This is a genomic window from Streptomyces sp. NRRL S-244 (genome assembly GCF_000717915.1).
Classification (GTDB): domain Bacteria; phylum Actinomycetota; class Actinomycetes; order Streptomycetales; family Streptomycetaceae; genus Streptomyces.
In genome coordinates this window covers 23,407-42,311 of the sequence record NZ_JOCX01000026.1, presented here as the reverse complement: position 1 = coordinate 42,311, position 18,905 = coordinate 23,407, and the positions used below count along the sequence as shown (strand labels likewise).

Annotated in this window: 19 protein-coding genes; 7 read left to right on the top strand and 12 right to left on the bottom strand. The window is 73.6% G+C overall.

Annotated elements, in window-relative coordinates; translation table 11 throughout:
- Positions 1-62 precede the first annotated feature (62 nt).
- Positions 63-1,367: a serine hydrolase domain-containing protein gene (locus IF02_RS0126110; RefSeq protein WP_051696553.1), complete on the top strand. Its 1,305-nt coding sequence runs from the start codon at positions 63-65 to the stop codon at positions 1,365-1,367.
- Between the two features lie 30 nt (positions 1,368-1,397).
- Here the strand turns inward: IF02_RS0126110 and IF02_RS0126105 are convergent, their stop codons facing one another.
- The 5 genes from IF02_RS0126105 to IF02_RS0126085 all read right to left on the bottom strand — a co-directional run bounded on the left by IF02_RS0126105 (position 1,398) and on the right by IF02_RS0126085 (position 5,677).
- The gene (locus tag IF02_RS0126105) at positions 1,398-2,201 is read right to left on the bottom strand and encodes a hypothetical protein (RefSeq protein ID WP_051696552.1); all 804 of its coding nucleotides are present in this window, start codon (positions 2,199-2,201) and stop codon (positions 1,398-1,400) included.
- The gene (locus IF02_RS0126100; protein WP_051696551.1) at positions 2,185-3,111 is read right to left on the bottom strand and encodes a sigma-70 family RNA polymerase sigma factor; all 927 of its coding nucleotides are present in this window, start codon (positions 3,109-3,111) and stop codon (positions 2,185-2,187) included. Before IF02_RS0126100 ends, IF02_RS0126105 begins: the two co-directional genes overlap by 17 nt.
- Positions 3,108-3,335 (bottom strand): hypothetical protein, encoded by a 228-nt coding sequence (locus IF02_RS0126095; RefSeq protein ID WP_030161020.1) that lies wholly within the window; start codon positions 3,333-3,335, stop codon positions 3,108-3,110. The genes IF02_RS0126100 and IF02_RS0126095 overlap by 4 nt, the downstream gene beginning before the upstream one ends.
- A 145-nt stretch (positions 3,336-3,480) precedes the next feature.
- Complete coding sequence (locus IF02_RS0126090; protein ID WP_030161018.1) at positions 3,481-4,854, bottom strand: sensor histidine kinase; 1,374 nt, start codon at positions 4,852-4,854, stop codon at positions 3,481-3,483.
- A 145-nt stretch (positions 4,855-4,999) separates the two neighbouring features.
- The gene (locus IF02_RS0126085; RefSeq protein WP_030161016.1) at positions 5,000-5,677 is read right to left on the bottom strand and encodes a response regulator transcription factor; all 678 of its coding nucleotides are present in this window, start codon (positions 5,675-5,677) and stop codon (positions 5,000-5,002) included.
- 132 nt (positions 5,678-5,809) lie between these two features.
- On the opposite strand from IF02_RS0126085, the gene IF02_RS0126080 reads away from it, so the two are divergent.
- On the top strand, positions 5,810-6,472 hold the full coding sequence (locus IF02_RS0126080) for a hypothetical protein (protein ID WP_030161014.1): 663 nt from the start codon (positions 5,810-5,812) through the stop codon (positions 6,470-6,472).
- A 51-nt stretch (positions 6,473-6,523) separates the two neighbouring features.
- On the opposite strand, the gene IF02_RS0126075 is transcribed toward IF02_RS0126080, so the two are convergent.
- Positions 6,524-7,429 (bottom strand): aldo/keto reductase, encoded by a 906-nt coding sequence (locus IF02_RS0126075; RefSeq protein ID WP_030161012.1) that lies wholly within the window; start codon positions 7,427-7,429, stop codon positions 6,524-6,526.
- A 120-nt stretch (positions 7,430-7,549) separates the two neighbouring features.
- On the opposite strand from IF02_RS0126075, the gene IF02_RS0126070 reads away from it, so the two are divergent.
- Positions 7,550-8,503: a DUF5937 family protein gene (locus IF02_RS0126070; protein WP_199809282.1), complete on the top strand. Its 954-nt coding sequence runs from the start codon at positions 7,550-7,552 to the stop codon at positions 8,501-8,503.
- Here the strand turns inward: IF02_RS0126070 and IF02_RS0126065 are convergent.
- Positions 8,500-9,945, bottom strand: coding sequence for an amidase (locus IF02_RS0126065; RefSeq protein ID WP_030161008.1), 1,446 nt, complete (start codon positions 9,943-9,945; stop codon positions 8,500-8,502). The genes IF02_RS0126070 and IF02_RS0126065 overlap by 4 nt on opposite strands.
- Positions 9,946-10,065: 120 nt before the next feature.
- Here IF02_RS0126065 and IF02_RS0126060 point away from each other — a divergent pair, with 120 nt between their 5' ends.
- A complete protein-coding gene (locus IF02_RS0126060) occupies positions 10,066-10,689 on the top strand; it encodes a TetR/AcrR family transcriptional regulator (protein ID WP_030161006.1) in 624 nt (207 codons plus the stop codon).
- Positions 10,690-10,761: 72 nt separating this feature from the next.
- Here IF02_RS0126060 and cynS read toward each other — a convergent pair whose 3' ends face one another.
- Together cynS and IF02_RS0126050 are read right to left on the bottom strand one after the other, a co-directional pair.
- Positions 10,762-11,232, bottom strand: coding sequence for a cyanase (gene cynS / locus IF02_RS0126055; RefSeq protein WP_030161004.1), 471 nt, complete (start codon positions 11,230-11,232; stop codon positions 10,762-10,764).
- A 53-nt stretch (positions 11,233-11,285) separates the two neighbouring features.
- A complete protein-coding gene (locus IF02_RS0126050; protein ID WP_030161002.1) occupies positions 11,286-11,915 on the bottom strand; it encodes a carbonic anhydrase in 630 nt (209 codons plus the stop codon).
- Positions 11,916-12,038: 123 nt separating this feature from the next.
- On the opposite strand from IF02_RS0126050, the gene cynR reads away from it, so the two are divergent.
- A complete protein-coding gene (gene cynR / locus IF02_RS0126045) occupies positions 12,039-12,926 on the top strand; it encodes a transcriptional regulator CynR (protein ID WP_030160999.1) in 888 nt (295 codons plus the stop codon).
- Between the two features lie 9 nt (positions 12,927-12,935).
- Here the strand turns inward: cynR and IF02_RS0126040 are convergent, their stop codons facing one another.
- Positions 12,936-13,628, bottom strand: coding sequence for a hemerythrin domain-containing protein (locus IF02_RS0126040; protein ID WP_030160997.1), 693 nt, complete (start codon positions 13,626-13,628; stop codon positions 12,936-12,938).
- Between the two features lie 223 nt (positions 13,629-13,851).
- On the opposite strand from IF02_RS0126040, the gene IF02_RS0126035 reads away from it, so the two are divergent.
- Positions 13,852-14,595, top strand: a complete 744-nt coding sequence (locus tag IF02_RS0126035; RefSeq protein WP_030160995.1) for an IclR family transcriptional regulator — start codon at positions 13,852-13,854, stop codon at positions 14,593-14,595.
- Positions 14,596-14,683: 88 nt separating this feature from the next.
- Complete coding sequence (locus IF02_RS0126030; RefSeq protein WP_030160993.1) at positions 14,684-15,010, top strand: putative quinol monooxygenase; 327 nt, start codon at positions 14,684-14,686, stop codon at positions 15,008-15,010.
- A 25-nt stretch (positions 15,011-15,035) separates the two neighbouring features.
- Here the strand turns inward: IF02_RS0126030 and IF02_RS0126025 are convergent, their stop codons facing one another.
- Both IF02_RS0126025 and IF02_RS33295 read right to left on the bottom strand, forming a co-directional pair.
- Complete coding sequence (locus IF02_RS0126025) at positions 15,036-16,709, bottom strand: AMP-binding protein (protein ID WP_051696550.1); 1,674 nt, start codon at positions 16,707-16,709, stop codon at positions 15,036-15,038.
- A 148-nt stretch (positions 16,710-16,857) separates the two neighbouring features.
- On the bottom strand, positions 16,858-18,705 hold the full coding sequence (locus IF02_RS33295; RefSeq protein ID WP_158708566.1) for a hypothetical protein: 1,848 nt from the start codon (positions 18,703-18,705) through the stop codon (positions 16,858-16,860).
- Between the last annotated feature and the right edge of the window lie 200 nt (positions 18,706-18,905).

The following is an 18,905-nucleotide window of genomic DNA, read 5'->3' as shown; positions in this document are numbered from 1 at the left end:
GGCGGCGAGTTCGCGACTGCGACAGCTAAACCTTTTCCGTTACCCCGTAGTTGAGGAACACCGTGCGCCTGCCTATCGACCGACGCCTGACTCTCAGTGCCGCCCTGCTCGCCGTCGTGGCCGGGGTGGTGCCGGCAACCGCCGCCCACGCCGCCGCGAACCCGTTCTCCGCCCCGACGGGAGCGCAGACCGCCACGGCGCCCGCGCCGACGCCCGACATGGAGGCCGTGACGCAGGCGTTGAAGAACACCACCGCGGTCGGGGCCCCCGGCGCGATGGTCCGCATCACCGGTTCCGGTGCGCCGCTGACCAGTGCGGTCGGCGTCCAGGACCGGACCACGGGCGCGGCCATGGACGTGAACGGCCGCTTCCGGATCGGCAGCGTTACCAAGACGTTCTCCAGCGTCGTGCTGCTCCAGCTGGTGGACGAGGGGAAGATCAGCCTGGACGCCCCGGTCAACAAGTACCTGCCGGGCCTGCTGCCCGACGACCGCATCACGGTGCGTCACCTGCTCACCCACCGCAGCGGGTTGTCGGACTACACGAACGCGATGTTCGACAAGACCGTGCCGGGCTTCGAGGCCGTCCGGAACAAGGTCTTCACCTACCAGGAGCTGGTCGCCCTCTCGCTGCGCGAGCCGCGCACGACCGAGCCGGGCGTCTCGTACCAGTACTCCAACACCAACTTCGTGGTCGTCGGCATGCTCATCGAGAAGGCGACCGGGCGCGGTGTGGCCAAGGAGTACGAGAGCCGCATCATCAAGCCGCTGAAGCTGAAGAACACCTCGTACGTCCACCCCTCGACGGCGATCAAGGGCGCGCACCTGCACGGCTACCTGCACCCGGACGAGGCGGGGGCGCCGCTGGTCGACTCCACCGAGCAGACGGTCTCCTGGGCCCAGTCCGCCGGTGCGATGATCTCGAACGCGGCCGATCTGAACACCTTCACGTCCGCGCTGCTCGGCGGCAAGCTGCTGAAGCCGGGCACGCTGGACGCCATGCTCACCATGACCCCGACGGACGCCGCGAAGACCCGCTTCTACGGGCTGGGCCTGCGCCGCTACGACCTGTCGTGCGGTACCTCGGTGTACGGGCACACGGGCACGGTGCAGGGCTTCTACACGTACGCCTTCTCCACCCGTGACGGGAAGCGCAGCCTGGCCGCGGTGGCGAACACCTCGAACAAGGGCGAGGCCAACACCGCCCTGGGCGGCACGCTCGAAGGCGCGTTCTGCGGGAAGAAGACCCCGCCGGCGGCCCCGGCCGCGGCTCCGTCGGCGGCTCCCGCCCAGCGCAGCTTCGCGCTGCTCCCGGCCGGGACCGCGGCCCCGGCCGAGCAGGACCTGCCGGAGCACGGCTCGCGCTGACCCGGCCGGCCCGAACCGGCTCCTACCCGGTCAAGTGGTCCGGAGGCGGGGCGGGAGGCGGGGCGGAGTGCGCGGGCCCGGCTTCGGCGGGCGGCCGGGCGCGGCCGTCAGATCGCGGATGCGGTCGGTGAAATCCGGGTCGGGCAGGGGCAGTTCGAGGTCGTCGTCGACGTAGCTGACCGCGGCCGAGACGTACTCCATGACGGCCTCGACGGTGCCGGTGCCGCGCCTGGTCCCGGCTCCGCCGGGCCGCAGCGCCCGTAGGACGCGCAGGGTGGTGGGCAGGCTCGCGTCGGCGGCGAGGTCGCGCTCCGCGCCGTCGAAGACCACCGTGGCCGCGTCCTGCGCGGCCGACGGGTCCGGTGCGTCCGGTGTGCCTGCCGCCTGCCCGGTGGCGGTCGGCGCCGTCTGGCGGCGCCACCAGACCGCCTCGTGGTTCTCGCCGAGCGCGAGGTGGTGGAGGTACAGGCAGTACGAGGCGATCGAGTCCCCGGCACCGGCGGCGTACTGCCACCAGAAGCGGGCGGAGTCCTCGGCGTCGGTCAGCAGCAGGATGCAGCCGAGGACGCGGGCGCCCGAGGGCTGGGGCAGTTTGTGGGTGAGGAAGTCGCCGAGCGCGGTGACGGCGGTGCCCGTCACGGCCGTCTCGCACAGGGCGTGGAGGTCGCGGGCGGCTCCCCGCATGTCCTTCTGCGGTTCGCCGGCCGCGGCTCCGGGCGTCCGGGCGCCCGCCCCGCGGTGGGGTGCGCCGCCGGTGTCCGCGATGTCGGCGGGCGCCTGCGAAGTGGTGTGGAGGCGGGCGCGGGCCAGCAGTTGGTCAATGGTCGAGGTCACCGGAGACCTCCTCCTCGGTGGTGGTGTCCGGGTACATGGCGGCGTGCAGATTGCGCTTGGCGTGCCGCGCGGTGGACCGTACGGAGGCGAGGGAGACGCCCAGTTCGTCCGCCGCCCGGGCCTCCTCCAGTCCGCACAGGTACAGCAGGACGATGACGTCCCGCTGCATCGGCGCGAGCGCCCCGACGGCCCGGAACAGGGCCATCGACTCCTCGACCTGCCCGATCGGATCCGGGGCGAAGTCGAGGGCGACCGTGTCGAATGCGGCCTCGACGAGGGAGGGGCGGCCGTTCTCCTTCGGGGCGCGTTCGAGCACGGTCTGGCGCAGCATCGGCCACGCGAAGCGCTCGGGGTTCTCGCTGGCGAGTGCGTCGTGCCACAGCATCAGCAAGAGCGTGAAGACGTCTTCGACCGCCTTCTCGACCAGGCCGCCCCGGCGCAGGAACGCCGCCGCGTAGCTGGTGTAGTGCGGGCGGTGCATCTGCTGGAAGGCCCGGAAGTCCAGCGGGGCCGAAGCGGTGGCGGTGCGGTGGCGGGCGCCGCCCTCGTGGAGGCAGTCCTTGATCCACGAGGTGCGCTTGCCGATGTCCTGGGCCGCGATCACCCAGCGCAGCCGCATCGTGTCGTACGGCAGGCCGGGCCGCTCCAGCGCGAGGAGCACCGTACGGACGAACACCCAGCGGGGGTAGCGTCCGACGGCCCGCAGCAGTTCGGAGATGTGCCCCTTGTCCCGGCCGGTGCGTGCCTGGAGCTCGTCCAGCGTCACTCCCCTGCCGTGGATGGCGTCGCGCAGCGGCTCCAGCCAGGCGCGGTGCGCCGGTCCGGTGCCTTCGGCGATGGGGCCCAGCGGCCGGCCGGGCTTGCCGCGCCGGCCCTGGGGGAGGTCCTGGGGTGCCGAGTGGAGGTTCATCCGCGCGGCTCCTCGTCCCGGTCGGGCACCTGTGCGGCGGCCCGCTCGCGGCGGCTCTCGGCCACCCCGGTGCCCGCCTGCACGATCTGCTGCACGCCCAGTGCGACCGACGGGATCAGGGCGGTGACGGCCGCGACGGGCTGTCCCGCCACCACCATCACCACACTGAAGGCGAAGATCGCTAAGAGCGCCACCACGGTGACGATCATCCGGTTGTTCTTCATCGCGCCGTCCTCTGGCTGCTTTTGCGCCTGGTTGGTGTCTGTCCGTGATGCGGCTCATGGCGTTGCCACGCCCCCCTTCAGGAGCCGAAGCAAGCATGGAGTGAACAGAGTTGGACAGGTGCGAAAAAAGCAGAACGGGGAACAATCAGAAGCCGGTGTCCGCCCCGCTTCCGTCAGGTTCCAGGGGGATCCTGGCCACCAGGCGGGCGCCGGCCGGAGCGTCCTCGACCGTGAGGGATCCGCCCAGGCGGGTGGCGATGTCACGGGCTATGGCCAGGCCCAGGCCCGAGCCCCCCTCGTCGCGGCTGCGCGCGTCGTCGAGGCGGGTGAACCGCTCGAAGACCCGCTCCCGGTCCGCCGGCGCGATGCCCGGCCCGTCGTCGCGGACCTCCAGTACGGCAGTGCGCCGGGGCCCGTCGACGCGCAGGACGAGCCGGACGCGCCGGTCGGCGTGGCGCTGGGCGTTGTCCAGCAGGTTGGTGACGAGCCGGGAGAGCCACAGCGTGCTGCCGCGCACGACGGCCTCGGGAGCGATCTCCATGTCGACGGGGATCCGGTCCCGGCGGCGCGACCGGGCCGCCTCCCGGGCGACGTCCGCCAGGTCGACCGCGGCGTCCGGCGGCGCCTCCCCGGTGTCCAGGCGGGCCAGCAGGAGCAGGTCGGCGGCGAGGTCCTGCAGCCGTACGGTGTCCTCCAGGGCCCCGCTGACCAGCTCGCCCCACAGCGCCGGGTCGGGGTGGGCCTGCGCGACCTCCAGCTGGGTACGGAGCACGGTGATCGGGCTGCGGAGCTCGTGCGAGGCGTCGGCGATGAACCGGCGCTGGCGGATCCCGGCGGCTTCCAGCCGGTCCAGCGTGGCGTTCATGGTGACGGCGAGCCGGGCGATCTCGTCCTGGCTGGGCGGCACCGGAACCCGCCGGTGCAGATCGCGGTCACTGATCGCGGCGACCTCGGCGCGGATCGCCTCGACGGGCCGCAGCGCCCAGCCGGTCACCCGCCAGGTGACCAGGGCCACCGTGAGCACGAGCAGCGGAGCCACGACGGCGAGCACACCGGTGATGGCGTCGTCGGCGGTGTCGGCCTCCCTCAGGGAGGTCCCGGCGTACACGGTGACCAGCCCGTCCGCGGTGACGGTGGTGACCTGGACGACGCGGTGGCGGCGGTCGCCGCGCGCCGGGCCCTCCTTCCAGGTGTCGCGGACCGTGCCCGGTCTGCCCGGCCGGGCCGGGGAGAGGGCGGGGCGGCCGGCGAGATTGGGGCTCGCCGCCAGGACCCGGCCCTGGGCGTCGACGACCTGGACGAAGTCGGTGCCGCGCCCGGGGGTCACCACGGTGTCGAACCGGCCCGCGGCCACCAGCCCGGCGGTGGAGAGGGCCTGGCGTTCGGCCGCGGCCTGGGCGTCGCGCATCAGGTTGCCGTCGAGGATCCCGAGCAGGGCGAAGGACGCCGCGCCGAGGGCCAGGGCCACCACCGCGGAGGCGCCGAGCGTGGCCCGGGCGCGGACGGACCGGGGGCGCAGACGCCGCGCGAGGCCGCGTACGGACCTCGGGCGCGGGCCCCCGGACTCCGGGCGCGGGCCGCGCGCGAGGTCGCGGATCCGGCCGGAGGCGCGCAGGGCGAGGCGGCGGCCGGGGAAACGGGCGGCGGCGCCGGCGGCGCCGCGCTCAGCCACCGTCGGCCGCCAGCCGGTAGCCCGCCCCGCGGACGGTCTCCACGGCGGCCCGGCCGAAGGGTGCGTCGATCTTCCGGCGCAGGGCGCTGACGTGGACCTCGACGACGTTGAGGTCGCCCTCGTACGCCGCGTCCCAGACGTGCTCCAGTATCTCCCGCTTGGGGACGACCTCCCCGGCCCGCCGGGCCAGGTGCACGAGGACCGCGAACTCGCGCGAGGTCAGGCGGGCTTCGGTGCCGGCCCGCGTGCACCGCTGCCGGGCCGGGTCGATCAGCAGATCGCCGAACTCCATGACCTGCGGGCTGCGGCGGCCGGTGCGCCGGATGAGGGCGCGCAGCCGGGCGACGAGGACCACGTAGGAGAAGGGCTTGGAGAGGAAGTCGTCCGCGCCGGTGTCGAGGGCCTCGGCCTCGTCGTACTCGCCGTCCTTGGCGGTGAGCATCAAGATCCCCGACTCGCAGCCGCTCGCCCGCAGCCGGGCGCAGACCCGGTAGCCGTTGAGTCCGGGCAGCATGATGTCGAGCACGATGGCGTCGTAGTCGTGCTCGCCCGCCAGCCACAGGCCCTGCGGGCCGTCGTGGGCCACGTCCACGGTGAAGCCCTCGGCCCGCAGACCCCGCTGGAGGGCAGCGGCGAGCCGCCGTTCGTCCTCGACCACCAGTACGCGCATGGGGACAGGTTCTCAGGTCGCGTCGGCCGCTTGCTGAAGAGGTCTTCAGGCGGCTTCAGCAGAGCTTCAGCATCCGGCGCGCAGGATCTGCCGAGCCGGGCGGATGGCTCGGAGAACGCGAGGAGCATGTCGATGACTCAGTCCAGTCCCCAGCCCGCCGGATCGCCCGCCGAGCCGCCCGCCGGCCCGGGCGAGGCGAAGAGCGCGGCCGACGCGACCGGTGCGGCGGCGGGTCGCCGCGGCCGGCTGGTCCGGCTGGCCCGTGAGGGGCGTACCAGATGGGTGGCCCTCGGGGCGGTCGTCGTGATCGGCGGCGGGTTGGCGGCGGTGGCGGTGGCCGAGCACGGTCACCGCGACCACATGCGGGGCGGTTTCGCCGCCAAGGTCCGTGTGCACGGCCCCGGGGAGAAGCCGGCGGAGGGCTGGGCGGGCCCGATGCCGCACAAGGGCGGCGAGCCCGAGGTCGTCGACGGCGACCGCGGCTTCCCGGGCGGCCGGGGGCCGGTGGGCCGCGGTCCCGGAGGCCGGGCGGACGGCTCCGCCAAGGCCGCCGCCCCGGTGCCGCTGCCCGCGCTGCCGGCGGCGCAGGCGGTGGAGAAGGCCACGGCCGCCGTCGAGGGCGGCAAGCTCGAATCGCTGCGGACCGTGGCCCAGGAGGGCGGCGGCAGCGCCTGGCTGGCCGTCGTCCTCGGTCCGGACGGGGTCCGGCATGCCGTGACCCTGGCCGGCGCCGACGGCACGGTCACCGGCAACACCGTCACCGTCGCCGGGAAGGGGCCGGTCGGCCCCCGCTGACGGCACGAGCCGGCGGGGCCGCATCCGGCCAGCCGTCGGCCGCTGCGGCCGTCAGTCGTTGCGGCCCACGGAGTCCAGGACGGCGAGGTCCTCGGCGGAGAGGCGCAGGGAGGCCGCGGCCACGTTGGCGGTGAGGTGGTCCGGGTTCCCCGTCCCGGGGATGGCCAGGACGTGCGGTCCGCGGTGCAGGGTCCACGCCAGCCGGATCTCGGCGGCGCCCACCCCGTGGGCGCGGGCCACGGCGAGCACCTCCGGGTGCTCGGCGCCGCCCGCGCCCGCTTCGCGTCCCGTGCCGGCGATCGAGTAGAACGGCACGTACGCCACCCCCTGCTCGCCGCAGGTGCGCAGGAACGCCTCCTGCTCGGGCAGGGCGCCGAGCCCGTACAGGTTCTGTACGCAGACCACGGGCGCGATGGCCCGGGCCTCGACGAGGTGCTCGGGCTGTACGTTGGACAGGCCGAGGTGGCGGATGAGCCCCGCCTCGCGCAGGTCGGCCAGGGCGCCGAAGCGCTCGGCGATCGAATCGCTCCCGACGATGCGCAGGTTCACCACGTCGAGGTGGTCGCGGCCGAGCTGGCGCAGGTTCTCCTCGACCTGGCCGCGCAGTTGCCCGGGGGTGGCGTGCGGCAGGAACTCCCCCGACAGCGCCCGGCCGGGGCCGACCTTGGTGGTGATGACGAGGTCGTCCGGGTAGGGGGCCAGGGCCGCGTTGATCAGCTCGTTCGCGGAGCGCAGCGGGGAGAAGTAGAAAGCGGCGGTGTCGATGTGGTTCACGCCGAGCTCGACGGCGCGGCGCAGGACGGCGATCGCCCGGCCGCGGTCGCTGGGGGCGGCGCCGGGGGCGAACGCCGGGCCGTTCTGGGTCAGGCGCATGGCGCCGAAGCCGAGGCGGTTCACTTCGAGGTCGCCGAGCCGCCAGGTGCCGGCGGCCGCCGCGGTGAGGGTCCGAGAGGTCATGGAGGTCATGCCGGAATGATCTGCGGGCGGTAGGGTCGGGGCCATTGATTCGGGCATGTGTGAATCCAAGGGGTGGTCCTGCTGGCGGAGTTGGCGTTCTCGGCGGGCGATCTGGCGCAGATGCGGTTCGCCGTCTCGCCGCTCTGGGAGGTGGTGACCAGCTTCCGCCGGCTGCTGAACGACGGGGCCGTGTCGCCCGTGTACCGGCCCTGGGCGGAGCAGGTACGGCCCCGGCTCTCGGCCGCCGGACTGGACCGGGGGTGGCTCGCCGAGCTGATCCCGGCCTCGAAGTACGTGCCCCACTTCCTCAACCCCGCGCCCGCCGGACCGGCCCCCGCCCTGGCGGCGGAGCTGGCCGAGCTGGTGGCGGCGCCCGCCGAAACGGTTCGCCGCAATCTCGACCACCTGCGCCACCACCAGGGTTCGCTCGGCCCCCGCGCACGGGCCCTGCACGCGGATCCGCCGGCCCGCCTGCCGCGACTGGCGCAGGAGGTCGAGGCGTACTGGAAGCTGGCGCTCGCCCCCTACTGGGCGCGGATCCGCGCGGTGCTGGAGGCCGATGTCTTCCACCGGGCCCGGCAGGCCGCCGAGCAGGGAGCGGGCCAGGTCATCAACGAGCTGCACAGCGCCGTGCGTTGGGACGAGAACGCGCTGAGCCTGGTGCGCCGCACCCGGCCGCTGACCCGGGAGATGGCGGGCCGGGGGCTGCTGCTGGTGCCCTCGGCCTTCCTCGGGCCGGGCCTGCTGACCCGGATGACTCCGCCGGATCCGCCGCAGATCGCCTACCCGGCGCGCGGGGTCGGCGCGTTGTGGGCGTCCCGGCCGCCGGCCGCGAAGGCGGATGCCGTCGCCGCGGTGCTCGGCCGTTCCCGGACCCTGTTGCTGACGGAGCTGGAGGCCCCGGCCTCCACCACCGAACTGGCCCGGCGTACGGGGCTGTCGGCGGCCGGGGTCTCCCAGAGCCTGACGGCGCTGCGCGACGCCGGCCTGGTCAGCGCGCACCGGGCGGGCCGCTCGGTGCTGTACGCCCGTACCGCGGTCGCCGAGGCACTGCTCGGCGCGGACACCCGCTAGGGTGCGTCGCCCGCCCATACGGCCGGCTTGCGCTCCGACCAGGGGTCGGCCTTCTCCAGTTGCGCGGCGAGCCGGAAGAGCACGTCCTCGCGTCCGTAGCCGGCGGCGAACTGGACCCCGATCGGCAGGCCGGTGGCCGGGTCGGATCCGAGCGGCACCGACATGGCGGGCGTGCCGGCGACGTTGAAGGCGGCCGTGAACGGAGAGCGGTGGAACAGGTGCTCCACCCAGCCCAGCCCGTCGGCGTTCTCCGCCCCCTGTCCATAGGTGTTCAGGGCCACGGGCAGCTCGGGGAGCGTGGGTGTCAGCAGCAGGTCCCGGGCCTCGAAGTGGGCCCCGATCGAGCGGGCGACCCGGTTGCGCACGTCGAGGGCATGCACGAACTCCGCGCCGCTCACCGTGAGTCCCCACGCGTAGCTCGCGAGCATCTCGGGCTCGACGGTGGACTCGTCCACGGGCCGGCCGAACGCCCCGGCGAAGCCGTCGATCCACTGCACCAGGTTCGCGCACCACAGGCGGGCGTTGGCGAGGACGAACTCCTCCCAGCTCACGCCGAGGTCCACAGTGGTGACGTCGACCTGGTGCCCGAGTGATTCCAGCAGCCGGGCGGCGGCCAGGGTGGCCCCGGTCACGGCCGGTTCCACGGCACGTCCGCTCTCGGGGGCGGTCACCAGGCCGACGCGCAGGCGGCCGGGTTCCCTGGTGATCTCTTCGAGGTACGGGCGACGGGGCCGCTCCGCGAAGTAGGGGTCGCCGGTCTCCGGGCCCTGGATCAGATCGAGCAGGGCGGCGCTGTCCCGCACGGTCCGGCTGAGTCCGCCGTGCACCGCGAGACCGTTGAAGACCTCGTCGGCCTCCGGCCCCAGGGAGACCCGGCCCCGGGTGGGCTTGAGCCCGAACAGCCCGGTGCTGGCAGCCGGTACCCGGATCGATCCCGCGGCATCGGTGGCGTGCGCGAGGGGAGTGACGCCGGCGGCGACGGCCGCGGCCGACCCGCCGCTGGAGCCGCCCGGTGTCCGGTTGAGGTCCCAGGGGTTGCGGGCGGCTCCGTACAGGACCGGCTCCGTGGTCGTGCTGAAGGCGAATTCGGGCGTGCCCGTGCGGCCCAGCGTCACCAGGCCGGCCCGGCGGAACCTCCGCATCAGGAAGGAGTCCTCCCCCGCCACGTTGCCGGCGGCGAGGCGGCTGCCCAACTCGACGCGCTTGCCCTTCATGGACACGGCCACGTCCTTGATGAGGAACGGCACGCCGGCGAGCGGGGTGCCGCCCGGGGCCGGGGCGTCCTCGGCGGGCCAGCTCTCCACGACGGCGTTGATCCGCGGATTCACGGCCGCCATCGCGGCCTGGGCCGCGTCGCTGAGCTCCGCCCGGGTCACCTCTCCCCGGGCCACGAGCCCGGCCAGTCCCACCGCGTCGTACCGGGTGTATTCGTGCAGCTCCACGGAGTTCCACCTCTGCTTCCGATCGGTCCCGTGCGATACCGATCGGTATCGTTTGGGGGTGGTCGGTAACGTAACATGGCCCGAGAGACGCCGGCCGGCGCGACCGAAGCGAGGCACACCATGACGAGCAGCACCCCGAGGCCGGGGCGGGACTCGAGGGTCCCCCGCCTCCCGCCGCGCGAGCGCATCCTCGACGCGGCCGAGGAGCTGTTCCTGCGCGAGGGCGTCAGGGCCGTCGGAGTCCAGGCCATCGCCGAGCGGGCGAAGACCACGAAGATGGCGCTCTACCGTCACTTCGCCACCAAGGACGCGCTCATCGAGGAGTGGCTGAGGATCGTCGCGGCGGGGTACTCGACCGCCTTCGACCGGGTGGAAGCCGAGCATGCGGACGACGGCCGGGCCCAAGTGCTCGGTGTGGCACGTTTCGTCGCCGACGGACTGCCGGACATCGTCCGGCGGGGCTGCCCGTTCGTGAACTCCATCGCCGGCCTGGGCGATCCCGGCCATCCGGCCCGCCTGCTGATCGAGACCCACAAAGCCCATCAGCGGCGCCGCCTCACGGCCATGTGCGAGCGGGCGGGCGCGCACGCGCCCGACGACGTGTCCGCCGAGGTCACCTTCCTCCTGGAAGGCGCCCAGGTCAGCGCGCAGAACGGCAGCGTCGACCGTGCGGGCGAAAGGCTCGTGGCGGCGGTCACGGCAGTTCTGGACCGGGGCACGGCGGTGCGGGAGGAACGCCGATAGGCCCTGAAGGGAGCCTCCGGGACGTATCGGCGTTCCTCCCGAAGGACTCGGCTTCCAGAAGGGATCGGATCCCTAGAAGGGCTTGGTCGGGAGGTACTTGCCGTCGAGGGTGATGACGGCGCGCTCTCCGCCGTCCGGGTCGGCGACCTTCTTGACGTCCAGCTTGAAGTTGATCGCGCTGATGATGCCGTCGCCCAACTGCTCGTGGACCAGGGCCTTGAGGGTGGTGCCGTAGACCTGGAGCATCTCGTAGAAGCGGTAGATGGTCGGGTCCGTCGGGATGCCGCCGGGGATCGAGCCGCGGGTCGGGATGGTCTGGAGGAGCCGCGCGACGTCGGCGTCGAGGCCGAGGAGCTCCGCGACGGCCTCGGCGGAGGCTGCCGGCAGCGGGTGCTGACCGAGCACGGCGGCGGTGACGAAGGCGACGGACAGGCCGGCCGCGTCGGCGATCTGCTGCCAGGAGAGGTCCTTGCGGATCTTGGCGTCGACGGCGGCGACGGCCAGGGCCTGTCGGGCGGAGGGGTCGAACTGGGCGTGGATCATGGGAGGTTCCTCTACCGGGTGGGGTGGGGTGGTTCGGGGAATTCGGCCGGGGGTCAGGCCGCGAGGGCGGCGGGCCGGCCGGTGGCCGGGGCGATCCGCTCGACCGCGCCGGTGGGGATGTCGTACACCCAGCCGTGCAGGGTGACGGCCCCGGCGGCCAGGGCGCGGGCCACCGCGGGATGCGTGGCGAGGTTCGCGAGCTGCGCGGCGACGTTGCTGCGGATCAGGGCCCCGAGCTCGTGCTGCGGCGCCTCGGCGGGAGCCTCTGCCGGAGCCCCGGCCGGGGCCGCGTGGCGCAGCCAGCGGGCGATGGCGGGCAGCTCCGCGAGGTCCTGTCCGGCGGCGAGCGCGGTCATGGCGCCGCAGGCGGAGTGTCCGCAGACCACGATGGACCGGACGCCGAGGACGGCGACCGCGTACTCGATGCTGGCGGCGACGCCGTCGCTGCCGTCGGCGCCTTCCGCGGCGTGCGGGTGGGCCGGTACGAGGTTGCCGGCGGTCCGGATGACGAACAGCTCGCCCGGCTCCTGCTGGGTGATCAGCTCCGGGACGACGCGGGCGTCGGAGCAGCCGATGAAGAGCGTCTGCGGCCGGTGGGTGGTCGCCAGGTGGGCGAAGAGCTCCGCCTTGGCCGGGAAGACGTCCTGCTGAAAGTGCGCGAGACCCTCGGTGAGATCGTGCACGGTCACTCCCTTCGGTGGTGTCGGCCCTGGTCGGGCTGACGAGATCCACCATGCACGACCTGCATCTATAGTGTCCAAGACGTGCTTTGCATGATCGCTATTGCTGCGATCTATACTTGCTCCATGCCTCTGGAACTGCGCCATCTCCGCTATCTGCTGGCCGTGGCCGAACACGGCAGCTTCACCCGCGCCGCCGAGGAGCTGCACATCTCGCAGCCCACGCTGTCGCAGCAGATCAAGCAGCTGGAGCGGACCGTGGGCGTCCAGCTGCTGGACCGTACGGGGCGCGCCGTACGCCTGACCGGCGCGGGCACGGCCTTCGTCCCGTACGCGCGCCGCGCGCTCCAGGACCTGGCCGCCGCCGAGCGGGCCGTACTGGACGTCGCGGACCTGTCCGTCGGCAGCCTGCGCCTCGCGATGACCCCGACCTTCACCGCGTACCTCCTGGGCCCGCTCGCCGCGGAACTCCATGCCCGCCACCCCGGAATCACCCTGAACGTCAAGGAGATGACGCAGGGTCAGCTGGAGTCGGCACTGCTGTCCGACTCCGTCGACCTCGGCATCGCCTTTTCGGGCGCGCACCTGCAAGGCATCGGCGCCACCGACCTGTTCACCGAAACCCTCGGCCTCGTCGTCGGCCCCGACCACCCGCACGCCGGCCGCACCGAACCGCTGCCCGTGGCCGAACTCCTCGCCTGTCCCCTCGCGTTGCTCAGCGAGGACTTCGCCACACGGGCCCACATCGACGCGTACTTCCGCCGGCACCGCGTCGCACCGCGGATCGCGGTCGAGGCCGACTCCATCAGCGCCCTCACCGAGATCGTCCGGCGCACCGGGCTGGCCACGGTGCTCCCCGACGCCCTCACCCGCGACGGCACCCCGCTGCACCCCGTCCCGCTCGCGCCCGCCCTCCCGGCGCGGACCGTGGTCCTGCTGCGCCGCGAGAGCGCGTACGAGAGCGCCGCCGCCGGCGCCTTCACCTCGCTCGCCCGGCAGTGGGCGCACCCCTGAACAGGCCGGTCAGCCCGCGAACACCACCGACGCCTCGGCGGCGTACGCCCGCAGCTGCGGTTCCAGGACGGCCGGGGCCGCGGCGCCCGCGGGCAGCAGGCGGCCGGCCTCGTCCTCGGTGGCGTGGCTCAGCAGCCAGGCCCGGGACCACACCGGGTCCGCGGACCGGTCCGCGCTGCGGATGCGGGCCTGCGCGGCGGCGTAGGCGGCGCCGGGCACCTGGCGGGCGATGACCGGGAGTACGTGCTCCTCCTCGGCTTCGATGTGCTCGGCCAGCAGGTCCCGCTGGTCGGCGAGGAGCCCGGCCAACCTCCCTGCGTGGCGGCCGGGTTCGGCGGCGAAGCGGGCGGCGACCGCGTCGCAGTCGGCCTGGAGGGCGTCGAGCGCCTGGTGGTCGGCGACGAAGCGGACGATGCCGGCCACCGCCTCGGCCGCGTCGGGCACGGCGTCCAGGACGACCGGCCACAGGATCTCATCCTCGCGGTGGTGGCCGCGTACGACGTCGTTGTAGCGGTGCACGTACCCGGCGATGGCCTCCGCCCGCGCGGGCTCGGCCGGTTCGGCGGCCGCGGCGAGAGCGGCGAGCAGCCCGGCGAGGCGCTCGATGTCGGCCAGGATCGCGCGATGGGCGACCCGGACGCCGGTGAGATCGGCAGCCGCCGGGCCGTACGGCCTCGCGGGGGCGACGTGTTCGCTGTCCATACGGACGACTGTGCGCGCCCCGGTTCAGCATCGGGTCAACGTCCGATGAACGCCACCCGTCCACCACGTCGATGAAGGCCACCCGTCCACCGCGTCATAGGCTCGGGGGTCCGTCCGGTCACCAGCCCGTCCGGTCACCGCCCCGTCCGGTCACCGCCCCGTCCAGTCACCACCCCGTCCGATCACCGCCCCGCCCAGTCACCACCCCGGGAGAACGCCCGCCATGCCGCCCACCGGCCCCCAGTCCGTCGACCGCGCACTCGCGATCCTCGACGCCGTCGCCGACGCGCCCGGACCGGTCGGCGCCAAGGCCCTGGCCCGCCGGATGGAGTGCTCCCTGTCCACCGCCTACCACCTGCTGGCCCCGCTCACCGCACGCGGGTACCTCGTCCGCACCGCGCAGGGGTACGTGCTGGGACCGCGGATCCCCGGGCTGCACCGGAGCCTGCTCCGCCACCTGGAGCCCGCGCCGCGCATGGCCGACCTGCTGACCCGGCTGCGCCGCACCACCGGCGCCGAGGCGTACTACACCGCCTACCGGGGCGGTCTGATCACGGTGGTCGACACCACCGCCCCGGTCACGGACGCGGCGCATCCGTTCACCCCCGGCCGGGAGACCCAGGCGCACGCCACCGCGCACGGCAAGGCGCTGCTCGCCGAGCTGCCCCTTCCACTGCGGCGGCGGTACCTGGCCGAGCACGGGATGGCCCGCCTCACCGGGGCCACCATCACCAGCGCCGAGCTGCTGGAGGCGGAGCTGTCCCGGGTCCGCGGGCAGGGCTTCGCCGTGTCGATCGGCGAGGCCGATCCCGCGTACACCTGCCTGGCCGTCGCCCTGCCGCGCGGCCGGGACCACGACGGCGACGCGGTGCACGCCCTGTCGGTTTCGCTGCCGACCGAGGAGTTCCGGCGGCGCCCGCGCGAGATCCGCGCCGCGCTCGGGCAAGCGGCTGCGGACTGCGTCTGAGGGCGCCCGGCGCGCGGTTTTCCGACGCTGCCGGAAATACGGCGCGATGGGGATGCGCGGGGCCCGGCGGGGTGCCAGGCTGGTCGGCATGATCTTCATCGCCGTCAGGTTCGACGTCCGTCCGGAGCACAGCGACAACTGGCTCACGCTCGTCGACGACTTCACCCGGGCCACCCGCAACGAGCCCGGCAACCTCTTCTACGACTGGTCGCGCAGCGTCGACGACCCCACCAAGTACACGCTCCTGGAAGCCTTCACCGACGCCGAGGCGGGCGCCGCGCACGTGGCGTCCGACCACTTCAAGGCCGGTATGGAGACCCTCGCCGGCGCCATCGCCAGCACCCCGGAGATCATCCACGTCGAGGTGCCCGGCCAGGGCTGGAGCGCCATGGCCGAGCTGTCCCCCCGTAGCTGAACCGCCCGGGTCGGCGGCGCCGCCGCTACGAGGAGAGCCCCAGCAGGCGGGCCGCCGTCTCGCGCATCTCGACCTTGCGGACCTTGCCGGTCACGGTCATCGGGAACTCCTCCACGACGTGCACGTACCGCGGGATCTTGAAGTGGGCCAGCAGTCCGTCGCAGTACGCGCGGACGGCCTCCGCGCTCAGCGGCCGCGCCCCTTCGCGCATCCGCACCCACGCCATCAGTTCCTCGCCGTACTTGGCGTCGGGGACGCCGATGACCTGCACGTCCATGATGTCGGGATGGCCGTGGAGGAACTCCTCGACCTCACGCGGGTACACGTTCTCCCCGCCCCGGATCACCATGTCCTTGATGCGGCCGGTGATGCTCAGGTAGCCCTCCTCGTCCATCACCGCCAGGTCCCCGGTGTGCATCCAGCGCGCCGCGTCGACGGACTCGGCGGTGCGCTCCGGCTCGCCCCAGTAGCCGAGCATCACCGAGTAGCCGCGGGTGCACAGCTCCCCCGGCTCCCCGCGCGGCACGGTCCGCCCCGACTGCGGATCGACCACCTTGACCTCCAGGTGCGGTCCGACGCGGCCCACCGTGGACACCCGGCGCTCGACCGAGTCGTCGGCGCGGGTCTGCGTGGACACCGGCGAGGTCTCCGTCATCCCGTAGCAGATGGACACCTCGCGCATGCCCATCCGGTCGATGACCTCCTTCATCACCTCGACCGGGCAGGGCGAGCCCGCCATGATGCCCGTACGCAGGCTGGACAGGTCGTACGTGTCGAAGCCGGGCGCGGCGAGCTCGGCGATGAACATCGTGGGGACCCCGTACAGGGAGGTGCACGACTCGGCCTCGACCGCGGCGAGGGTGGCCGCCGGGTCGAACGCCGGCGCCGGGATGACCATCGCCGCGCCGTGGCTGGTGCAGGCGAGGTTGCCCATCACCATGCCGAAGCAGTGGTAGAAGGGCACTGGGATGCAGACCCGGTCCAGCTCGGTGTAGTGGCACAACTCGCCGACGAAGAAACCGTTGTTGAGGATGTTGTGGTGCGAGAGGGTCGCCCCCTTGGGGAAGCCCGTGGTACCCGACGTGTACTGGATGTTGACGGGGTCGTCCGGGCTCAGCTCCGCCGCCGCGCGGACCAGGTCGGCCGGGTCACCGCGGCGGCCCCGCTCCAGGAGGGAGATCCACTCCGGTCCCTCCAGCAGGACGGTGAACTCCAGATCGGGGCAGCGCGGCCCCACCTCCTCGATCATCCCGGCGTAGTCGGAGGACTTGAAGCGCTCCGCCGCGACGAGCAGCCGGATCCCGGCCTGGCGCAGGACGTACTCCACCTCGTGCGAGCGGTACGCCGGGTTGACGGTGACGAGGATCGCCCCGATCTTGGCGGTGGCGTACTGCACCAGCGTCCACTCGGCGCGGTTGGGGGCCCAGATGCCGACCCGGTCCCCCTTGACGATGCCCAGGTCCAGCAGGCCCAGCGCGAGGGCGTCGACGTCGGCGGCGAGCTCCGCGTAGGTCCACCGGCGCCCGGCGCCGAGGTCGACGAGGGCGTCGCGGTCGGGGAACCGGCGGACGGTGCGGTCCAGGTTCTCGCCGATCGTGTCGCCCAGCAGCGGTACTTCGAAGACCCCGGACGCGTAACTCGACGACGCGGTCTTCGACGACGCGTTGTTCGATGACGCGGTGCTCGACGCGGCAGACACACGTACCTCCTGGACTCGGTGGCGGGGCGGGGCCCGGCGGGCCGGCGCCCCCTCATGATCCTCTTCGTCCCCGGCCCCGGCCACCCTCCTGACGCCGTTCCCCCCAAGGGCGTTCGGTGTTCGGTGTGCATGGTTCAGTCTTCCGTGTTCAGCGCAGGCAGCCGACGATCCTGACGGAGGTCTCCGCACTGCCGCTGAGTCCGGACGCCGGATCGGTGGCCGTGAACACCAGCTTGTACGTCCCGTCCGGCAGCAGCGGGACCAGGAAGCGGCCGGACGCGCCCGCGCCCAGCGTCACCGGCCCGTTCGGCCCGTTGATCCGCCAGCTCGTGTACTGCGGGTCGGTGAGGGGCTGGTCGCCCGGGCGGGTCCGGGCCGTTCCGGCGAACGACTCCTCGCAGCCGCGCCTCAGCTGGCCGCCGCCGGACGGCTGCTGGATGGCGACCGCCGGGGCCTGCGGCTGCTGCCGGGTCGGCGAACCGCTCTGCGACGGGTTCCCCGGCCGGCTCGGGCCCCCCTTGGTCGGGGTCCCGGGACCGTTGGGGCTGCCGGGCGTCGGAGACGTGCCGGGCGAGGCGGACGGGCTCGTCGTGGGCGAAGCACCGGGCGTCGGGGCGGAGGGCGAGGCCGAGGGCGGCGCGGAGCCCGTGCCGTCCGTCGCGCCCGGCGCCGGGGCCGGATCGAGGGCGTGCGGCAGCTCCGGCTTGGTGACGGCGGGCGGCGAGGGTGCCTTCGCGGGCTCGGTGGCCTTGGCGTCGATCGTGGCGCAGACCGCGCTGGCGACCAGCTCCTGGCTGTCCGGCACCGGCGAAACGTGCAGCTCCTGGTCGTCGGGACCGCGGCGGTGCGTGTCGAAGTAGCCGTTGCCGGTGAGCGTCTCCCGGTCGCTGTGCTCGACCCAGACCGAGTTGTAGTAGTCCAGACCGGCCTTCTGCTGGTTCCTGCCGGTGACGTGCCAGGCCGTCACCTTGCGGCCCGAGGGCTCACCGGCCGCCGGGGCGTCGGCCGGGGCGTACAGCCAGCCGTCGCCGAAGAAGCGCGTCGGGGCCTGCGAGGTGCCCGTCTCGTTGGCCGCGGGGAACTGGAATCCGCCGCCGACCACCAGCTTCCCCTTGGGACAGGACACGGCCGCGTCCGCGCTGCCGCCCGCGCTCACCGCCACCTTGACGGTGGCCACGGACACGCTCGCCAGCCGGACGCAGATCGGGCGGACGGTGACCGCGTAGTTCGCCTCCGGTGGCTGCGGGTCCTCGATCCGGGTCTGGTGCGTGATGAAGTCGGAGGAACGGAGCGGGAACGTGCCGCTGCTCAGCCGGCTGCCCGGGTTGAGCGTGACGGAGGGCACGGCCTTGGCGGCGTCGGAGAACGCCGACTTCGTGGTCAGGCCGTCGAGCGGGACCGGCGCGACCGCGCGGCCCGCCACGCTGCGGCCCGACCGGAACTCGGTGCCCAGCGAGGTGAAGTCGCCCGGGCAGGAGGGCGAGGCGGAGGCGTGCTTGGCGGCTTCCGTGAACGGCCCGTCGGTCGTGAGGTCGTGAATCGTCCCGCCGCCGCTGGCGCTGGTCATCTTGTTGCCCCGGTCGTGGAAGGCGTGCGCCTGCTCCGACCATGTGACGCCGCCCAGGAACTCGGGTTTCGCGTTGACGCACAGCGCGTACGAGGTGAGGGTGGCCGGCGCGGCGTCGGGGTTGTACGCGGCCACCAGCCAGGCATCGCCCGCGAAGAGGCTGCTCGTCGCGAAGCCGGTACCGGTGACGGCGTACCCTCCGCCGAGCGCCTTCTCGTGGGGCCGGCAGGCGGCGACCGCGGACTGCTCCCCGCCCGCCGCGACCGATACGGAGGCGCTGCGCTGGACGACCGCCAGTTGCGGGCCGCCGCCCAGCGCCCATACCCCGGCCCCCACGGCGCCCGACACCACCAGGGTGCCCGCGGCGGCCACGGCGGCCGTTTTGACAGTGATCGCGCTCCCCAGCTTCGCGAAGACTCCAGAGCCCATCGTCGATGCCCCTCCCCCGGCCGCACGGCCCGCGCACCGCCCCGCAACCGCGGGGCGTGGGCAATGTAGCGCTGCGTGCGATACACGTCACAGAGGCCTGAAGTATCGGTTCTGCCACAGACTCCCCGCCCCGAGGCAAAGCCGCCGCACCCGCCACGTTGTGGCACTGGTGGCACTGGTGCCACCACGGATGCGGATGG

What these genes read in the sequence shown, in the direction of transcription:
- IF02_RS0126100 (WP_051696551.1), bottom strand. Translation starts at nt 3,111, where the DNA reads ATGAACCTCCACTCGGCACCCCAGGACCTCCCCCAGGGCCGGCGCGGC.
- IF02_RS0126075 (WP_030161012.1), bottom strand. Translation starts at nt 7,429, where the DNA reads ATGACCTCTCGGACCCTCACCGCGGCGGCCGCCGGCACCTGGCGGCTC.
- IF02_RS0126040 (WP_030160997.1), bottom strand. Translation starts at nt 13,628, where the DNA reads ATGGACAGCGAACACGTCGCCCCCGCGAGGCCGTACGGCCCGGCGGCT.
- IF02_RS0126030 (WP_030160993.1), top strand. Translation starts at nt 14,684, where the DNA reads ATGATCTTCATCGCCGTCAGGTTCGACGTCCGTCCGGAGCACAGCGAC.
- IF02_RS0126070 (WP_199809282.1), top strand. Translation starts at nt 7,550, where the DNA reads ATGCGGTTCGCCGTCTCGCCGCTCTGGGAGGTGGTGACCAGCTTCCGC.
- IF02_RS0126035 (WP_030160995.1), top strand. Translation starts at nt 13,852, where the DNA reads ATGCCGCCCACCGGCCCCCAGTCCGTCGACCGCGCACTCGCGATCCTC.
- IF02_RS0126080 (WP_030161014.1), top strand. Translation starts at nt 5,810, where the DNA reads ATGACTCAGTCCAGTCCCCAGCCCGCCGGATCGCCCGCCGAGCCGCCC.
- IF02_RS33295 (WP_158708566.1), bottom strand. Translation starts at nt 18,705, where the DNA reads ATGGGCTCTGGAGTCTTCGCGAAGCTGGGGAGCGCGATCACTGTCAAA.
- cynR (WP_030160999.1), top strand. Translation starts at nt 12,039, where the DNA reads ATGCCTCTGGAACTGCGCCATCTCCGCTATCTGCTGGCCGTGGCCGAA.
- IF02_RS0126095 (WP_030161020.1), bottom strand. Translation starts at nt 3,335, where the DNA reads ATGAAGAACAACCGGATGATCGTCACCGTGGTGGCGCTCTTAGCGATC.
- cynS (WP_030161004.1), bottom strand. Translation starts at nt 11,232, where the DNA reads ATGATCCACGCCCAGTTCGACCCCTCCGCCCGACAGGCCCTGGCCGTC.
- IF02_RS0126085 (WP_030161016.1), bottom strand. Translation starts at nt 5,677, where the DNA reads ATGCGCGTACTGGTGGTCGAGGACGAACGGCGGCTCGCCGCTGCCCTC.
- IF02_RS0126060 (WP_030161006.1), top strand. Translation starts at nt 10,066, where the DNA reads ATGACGAGCAGCACCCCGAGGCCGGGGCGGGACTCGAGGGTCCCCCGC.